Source organism: Hydrogenivirga sp., from assembly GCF_056450045.1.
The window spans coordinates 1-4,706 of record NZ_JBWONM010000067.1 but is presented as its reverse complement, the minus strand read 5'-3'; the positions used below and the strand labels follow the sequence as shown (position 1 = coordinate 4,706).

Sequence of the window (4,706 nt, the reverse complement as noted above, 5' to 3'; positions counted from 1 at the left end):
AAGCTCACCAATCCAGAGAAGGACTTTGATGCGAGCGCCCAGAGGCTCAGGATTGACATACCCCCTGAGGAGATCGGAGCTGGTGGGGTCAGGGAGTCTATGAGGGAGTTTATAAAGAAGCACAGGGGAGGCTTCAAGCCCTATGCGGTGAGAAAGTGGAGGGGAAAGCTTGAAAGTTGAGCTCGCAAGCCTATTATCAATAAATTTGTGCAGGAGGTAAAGAATGGTAGACAGGGAAAGCCTTAGGCACCTCGTTGAGATAGGGAAGGAGAAGGGCTTTGTAACTTACGATGAGATCAACGAGATAGTGGAGGAAGACTTCGTTTCCTCGGACGGCTTTGAGGAGCTAATAGACACCTTAGCCAACTTCAACATCCAGGTGGTTGAGAGCGAGGAAGAGTACGAGGGAAAGGAACACCTTGAAGAGCTCGTGGTCTCAACCGAGTCCTTCACGGTAATGGGCAGAGACGGAGACCCTGTCAAGCTTTACCTCAAGGAGATGGGAAAGATCCCCCTGCTCACCCGTCAGCAGGAGATACACTACGCCAAGCAGATTGAGATAGGCAGAAAGATAATGAGGAGGGGACTGCTGAGAAGCTCCTTCCTCGTTGAGAAGCTCCTTCAGGATTGGGGGAAGCTCTGCAACGGAAAGATGAAGATAGGGGACATAATGGACCTCATAGACGAGGACCCCAACAGCGACTGCTACGAAGAGAACTGCGAGAAGCACGAAAAGTTCTTCATGGAGAAAGGTCTTGAGCTTGCAAGAGCTTACAAGGAGCTGCTCAAAGCCCGCGAGGACTACATAAGGGAGGGAACTCCCGAGAAGAAGAAGGAGTACCTCTACAAGCACGCCCAGATGAACAGGATAGTTCACCAGATGAGGATAAAGCACTCCAAGTTTGAGAGGGTCGCAGACGAGCTCCTGAAGCTCTACCAGAAGTACGTAAGGAAGAACAGGGACTACGAATCAAGGAAGAGAAAGCTTCAGTCCATACACCCCGATATAGAGGAGCTCATAACGGGCTACCTTGCAGACAGGAGCCTTCAGGAAAAGATAACGGGGGCTGGATACTCCTTTGACAGGTTCAACTCCCTCGTGAGCGAGTACGTATCCCTGAAGAGGGAGGTAGAGAAGCTCAGGAACGAGATAGGGATACTCCCCGAAGAGATAAAGAGGGTTATGGGGATAATAGAGCAGGGCAGGAGGAAGGTTGTAAAGGCAAAGCAGGTGATGATACAGTCAAACCTAAGGCTCGTCGTCTCCATAGCCAAGAAGTACGTAAACAGGGGGCTTCACTTCCTGGACCTCATCCAGGAGGGCAACATAGGGCTGATGAAGGCTGTTGATAAGTACGACTACCGTAAGGGATACAAGTTCTCAACCTACGCAACCTGGTGGATAAGGCAGGCAATAACCCGCGCAATTGCCGACCAGGCGAGGACCATAAGGATTCCCGTTCACATGATAGAGACGATAAACAGGATAATAAAGGCATCCAAGAAGCTCTTCCAGGAGCTCGGTAGAGAGCCAACACCCGAGGAGATAGCTAAGCACCTCGGGATGACACCCGACAAGGTCAGAAAAGTTCTCAGATCTGCCCAGGAGCCCATATCCCTTGAAACGCCTATCGGGGATGACGAGGACACATTCCTCAAGGACTTCATAGAGGACAAGTCCATACCGAACCCAGAGGAGTATGTTTCAAGGAAGCTTCTGAGAGAACAGCTTGAGAGGGTCCTTGAGACCCTTTCCGAAAAGGAGAGGGAAATACTCAGGTACAGGTACGGTCTTGTGGATGGAACCGAGTACACCCTTGAGCAGGTTGGGAAGATGTTCAACGTCACGAGGGAGCGCATAAGGCAGATAGAGTCAAAGGCAATCAGGAAGCTCAGACACCCCTCAAGGGCTAAGTATCTCAAAGACTTTGAGATTTAAAGGGGCTGTCCGCCCCCTTTCCTTATAAGTTCGTAAACAGCGGAAAAGTCAAGTCCTCCAAGACCTTGAGCCCTAGCAAGACCGTAGGTCTCCTTTACTGCGGATGTGGTGAAGGAGAAGAGTCCCAGCTCCTTTATCAGGTCCTGGGCGTAGTGAAGGTCCTTGTATATGAGGTCAACGGTAAAGTGGGGGGAGAAGTCCTCCTCAAGGAGCTTCTTCTTCTTTACGTCCAGTATATAAGACCTGCCCGCACCTGTGTTGAGTATGTCAATTATCTGCTCCTTGGGTATGCCAGCCCTCTGGGCTATAGCTACAGCTTCGGCGAGCACGTCCATTATCCCGCCTAAGACGATGTTGTTTATGAGCTTTACCTTAGTAGCTTTTCCAGCTTCACCGACATAGAAGATGTTCTTGCAGAACTTCTCAAAGAGGACTCTGTTCTCCCTGAACTTCTCCTCATCCCCTCCAACAACTATCGTGAGCTCACCCCTTTGGGCAGGGATAACAGAACCTAAGACGGGGGCGTCCAAGTAGTGAGCTCCAAGCTCCTTTAGCCTCTTGTAGGCGAGCTCCGAGTAAAGGAAGTGGTTTGTCGTCATATCTATGATGGTCTTTCCCTTTATCTCCCCCGAGGTAAGTCCGTTCCTGCCAAATATCACTCTCTCCGATGCCTGAGAGTCAAAGACTATTACAAAGACCTTCTCAACCCTGCCTATTAGCTCCGCAGGACTTTCCGCAACCTCGGCACCAGTCTCCTTGGCGAACTCCTCAGCTTTTTCCCTTGTCCTATTCCAGACAATAAGCTCCACGCCCTGCTCTATCAACCTCTTTGCTATAGCCCTTCCAAGATGTCCAAGACCTATAAAGCCTGCCTTCATCTACTTGTTTTCTCCACCTTTGGTTTCGTGAAAAGAGCTATATAAAGTAATACCAGGGCAACTATCCCGCTGAGTATATAAGGTGCCCAGTCAACAATGTTACTCATCACTCCCAGACCTCTCTAATAAGATAATGCCAAGGAAAAGAAAAGCCAGGACAGCTAGAGCACCAGCAAGAAGATGCTTTACACTCATTACACCCTTGGAAAAGGGTTGAATCATGAGGAAAACTATGTGGGCTACCACAAGAGCAAGGCTTGTTTTGCCAAGTTCTCTATATGTTATTGGCTTAAGCCTCACACCTTATCCTCCTCAACCATCTTCTTTACTCTGTCTACCGCCTCCTCTATGGGGACGTCCCACTTCTCCCCCGTTGCCCTCCTTTGAAGCTCAACCTTGCCCTCCTTGACCTTCCTACCGACCACTATGCGGTAGGGAAAGCCCACAAGGTCCGCATCTGCAAACTTGAAGCCCGCACTCTCCTCCCTGTCGTCGTATATGACCTCTATACCCTTTTCCTCAGCTTCCAAGTACAGCTTTTCCGCGATCTGGGCTATCTCAGGGTCCGACATGTTCAGAGCAATGACATCCAGCTCAAAGGGTGCCACCGGAGTGGGCCACTTTATACCCCTCTCATCGTGATACTGCTCAACTATCGCAGCCATTATCCTTGATATACCTATTCCGTAACAACCCATAACTATAGGCTTCTCCTTTCCCTCCATATCTGCAAAGTATGCCTTCATGGGCTCCGAGTACTTGGTTCCCAAAAGGAATATGTGCCCGAGCTCAAGCCCTGTCCTTACCTTCAGGGGTGAGCCACACTTGGGGCAGGGGTCTCCCTCAACCACCTCAGCCACATCAACGAACTCTCCATACTCAAAGTCCCTGCCCGGATTGACATTCACATAGTGGTAATCGGGCTCGTTTAATGCAACGACGAGGTTCTTAATACCATAGAGGGAGTTGTCCCACAGAACCCTCACGCTTTGGGGAAGGTTGAAGATGCCTATGAATCCTTTGCTCGTACCAAGGAGCTCATTCACCTCCTCATCGGTGGCGAGCCTGAAATCCTCAGTTCCGAGAACCATCTCCAGCTTGTTTTCATCTATCTCCCTGTCTCCCCTTATAAGGACGAGAACGGGCTTACCCTCTCCTACCATGTAAAGAACCGCCTTCATAATCTTGGAAGGGGGCACCTTCAGGAAGTTTGCAAGCTCCTCAATAGTTCTAACATCCGGCGTGGGGACCTTCTCCTTGGGTTTTTCCTCCTCCTCTTCGGGAGCGGGTTTGGGAAGAGGTATTATCTCCGCATTGGCGGCGTAGCCGCAGTTCTCACAGTAGCCGACCTTTGCCTCCCCGTAGTCGGTGAAGGCGATGAACTCGTGGGACTGCTTGCCACCTATCTGTCCAACGCTCGCTTCAGCCATTATCACTTCCAGCCTGAGCTTTCTGAATATCCTGTCGTAGGCAAACTTCATGGTCTCGTAGGAAAGCATCGCCGACATCTCATCGGTATCAAAGGAGTAGGCATCCTTCATTATGAACTCCCTTCCCCTTATGAGACCGAACCTCGGTCTCTTCTCGTCCCTGAACTTTACCTGTATCTGGTAAAGAATTACAGGAAGCTGACGGTAGGAGTGGATTACCTTTCTCACGAGGTCGGTTATCTCTTCCTCGTGGGTAGGTCCGAGGCAGTACTCTCTGCCGTTCCTGTCCTTGAGGCGAAAAAGCTCGTTCCCGTAGGTCTCCCACCTGCCTGTCTCCTTCCACAGCTCCGCTGGGTTGAGGACTGTAAGGAGTAGCTCCTGGGCGCCGGAGCGGTCCATCTCCTTGCGAACGACGCTCTCTATCTTCTTCATCACCCTCCACCCCGCGGGGAGTATCTC

General features: G+C 50.7%; 4 protein-coding genes and 1 pseudogene. 2 read left to right on the top strand and 3 right to left on the bottom strand.

From position 1 onward, the window contains the following. Both AC1HCM_RS02740 and rpoD read left to right on the top strand, forming a co-directional pair. Positions 1 to 180: pseudogene (locus AC1HCM_RS02740) on the top strand (DNA primase); the annotation flags it as partial. Positions 181 to 223: 43 nt separating this feature from the next. After that, positions 224 to 1,939, top strand: coding sequence for an RNA polymerase sigma factor RpoD (rpoD, locus tag AC1HCM_RS02735; protein WP_479460244.1), 1,716 nt, complete (start codon positions 224 to 226; stop codon positions 1,937 to 1,939). Here rpoD and AC1HCM_RS02730 read toward each other — a convergent pair. From AC1HCM_RS02730 to AC1HCM_RS02720, 3 genes are all read right to left on the bottom strand, one after another. Beyond that, positions 1,936 to 2,817, bottom strand: a complete 882-nt coding sequence (locus AC1HCM_RS02730; RefSeq protein ID WP_479460243.1) for an NAD(P)-dependent oxidoreductase — start codon at positions 2,815 to 2,817, stop codon at positions 1,936 to 1,938. The two genes, rpoD and AC1HCM_RS02730, sit on opposite strands and share 4 nt — an antisense overlap. A gap of 99 nt (positions 2,818 to 2,916) precedes the next feature. Continuing rightward, positions 2,917 to 3,117 (bottom strand): hypothetical protein, encoded by a 201-nt coding sequence (locus AC1HCM_RS02725; RefSeq protein ID WP_479460242.1) that lies wholly within the window; start codon positions 3,115 to 3,117, stop codon positions 2,917 to 2,919. Further along, positions 3,114 to 4,706, bottom strand: a 1,593-nt coding sequence (locus AC1HCM_RS02720) for a proline--tRNA ligase (protein WP_479460241.1), incomplete at its 5' end; no start/stop codon positions are given. The genes AC1HCM_RS02725 and AC1HCM_RS02720, both read right to left, overlap by 4 nt.